Below are 1,619 nucleotides of genomic sequence, written 5' to 3'. Positions count from 1 at the left end.
GTTCAAACTCGCCCGGAAGTAAGAGCTGACGCCCCGCATTGCGGGGCGTTTTACTTTCAGCTATCCGATATAGCGCTAAAGAAAGAAGCAATACATAAATCTGTTATCTCTCACTTGCGCAGCATTGAATTGCTATCATCGCATTGACCTAACCTGTAAACCGGAAATGAATACTGCATTTGCTTAGAAATAACGGAGATGCTGGATGGGGGTTAAATCGACACTAATCAAGTATCGATAATATTCATTATCGATACTTGATCAACCTGAAGGATCCTGTAAGATCCTCCTAAACTTCATATGAATCATCATCTTCCGTGTCATATCCATACATTTCAGGCTCAGCTCATCAGTCACTGCAAACTGTCTTTGATGCCCAGCTAAATAGCCGGGCCCGCCGCTTCCTGCGCAGTGCCAAAGCAGATTCGACCCTCAATGCCTATCAGGCGGATACCCGGATTTTTGTCTTCTGGTGCCAGTTGCACGGCCTGGATCCGCTGCAAACGACCCATCATGACATCATGAACTTTCTGGCAGATCAGGCCGATGGGGTACTGGCCGACTGGATATGGCTCAATAAAGAAGAAGGGAGAGGGGAGCTGCGCAATGGTGAACCGCGCAAACCGGCAACTCTGGTGCGAAGGCTCGCCGGGATCCGCTACGCCTTCAAACAGAAAGGCATTCACCCGATGCCGACCGAACACCCTGAAATCAAAGAGATGATGCGCGGTATTGTCCGTCTTGGTGATAACCGCAAGCGCAAGACGGGTGCGTTGACCCTGCAACCCCTGACCAGGGTGCTGGATGATATCGATACTAATGATCTGGCAGGCCTTCGGGATCATACCCTGCTACTCTTGATGTTCAGTGGCGCCTTACGCCGCTCGGAAGCAGCCCGAATTGAGGTGAGTGACCTCGATTTTGTGGGGCAGGGGATTCGCCTTCGCCTCAAACCAAGCAAGCATCAACTCCATGAGACCGAGATCGCCCTTATTCCCGGCAAGCACTATTGCCCGGTTGCAGCGATTGGCAACTGGCTCAAGAAGAGCCGGATCAGTGAAGGGCCGCTCTTTCGGCGGATGAATCGCTGGGGCCAACTCACACCAGACCCTCTGGGGCCACAAGGTATCAACCTGATGATCAAGCGGCGCACCGGTCAGGCTATCGATGACCTCTATGTCAGTGGCCACAGTTTGCGTCGCGGATTTATCACCTCGGCCGTCACTGCCGGCAAACCGATGAACAAGATCATCGAGGTTACCCGTCACAAGGATATGCGCACCCTGCAAGAGTACTTTGACGATGCCCATAAATTCTCTGATCACGCGCTGGATGGACTGCTTTAGGGTAAATGCGTCACTGCATTTTTTATGTTAAATGATATCCCATTGATCTGGTGGTATATTTGGTTGGCTTCGTAGTTAGCTGGCAGGGTAGGAGAAGCCCTCATCTTTCACCACTATGCGAAGATAACGTGAGAGATAACCAGCCATAAAAACAAGTATCGCAAGGTAATATGAGCCAGGAAATCAACGAGCTTGAGGCAAAAGAGACCGCCTCGCAAAACAATGCCAAGCGCCAGCGTCAGCATGTAAAACGCAAGCAGGAGAGTCATACCC

Annotated in this window: 1 protein-coding gene; it reads left to right on the top strand. The window is 51.0% G+C overall.

What is annotated here, in order from left to right:
- Positions 1 to 317 precede the first annotated feature (317 nt).
- A complete protein-coding gene (locus LG31_RS0107490; protein ID WP_033113863.1) occupies positions 318 to 1,346 on the top strand; it encodes a tyrosine-type recombinase/integrase in 1,029 nt (342 codons plus the stop codon).
- Positions 1,347 to 1,619: the final 273 nt, after the last annotated feature.

The sequence above is a fragment of the Aeromonas lacus genome, assembly GCF_000764665.1.
GTDB lineage: Bacteria > Pseudomonadota > Gammaproteobacteria > Enterobacterales > Aeromonadaceae > Aeromonas > Aeromonas lacus.
This window is presented reverse-complemented; position numbering and strand designations above follow the sequence as displayed.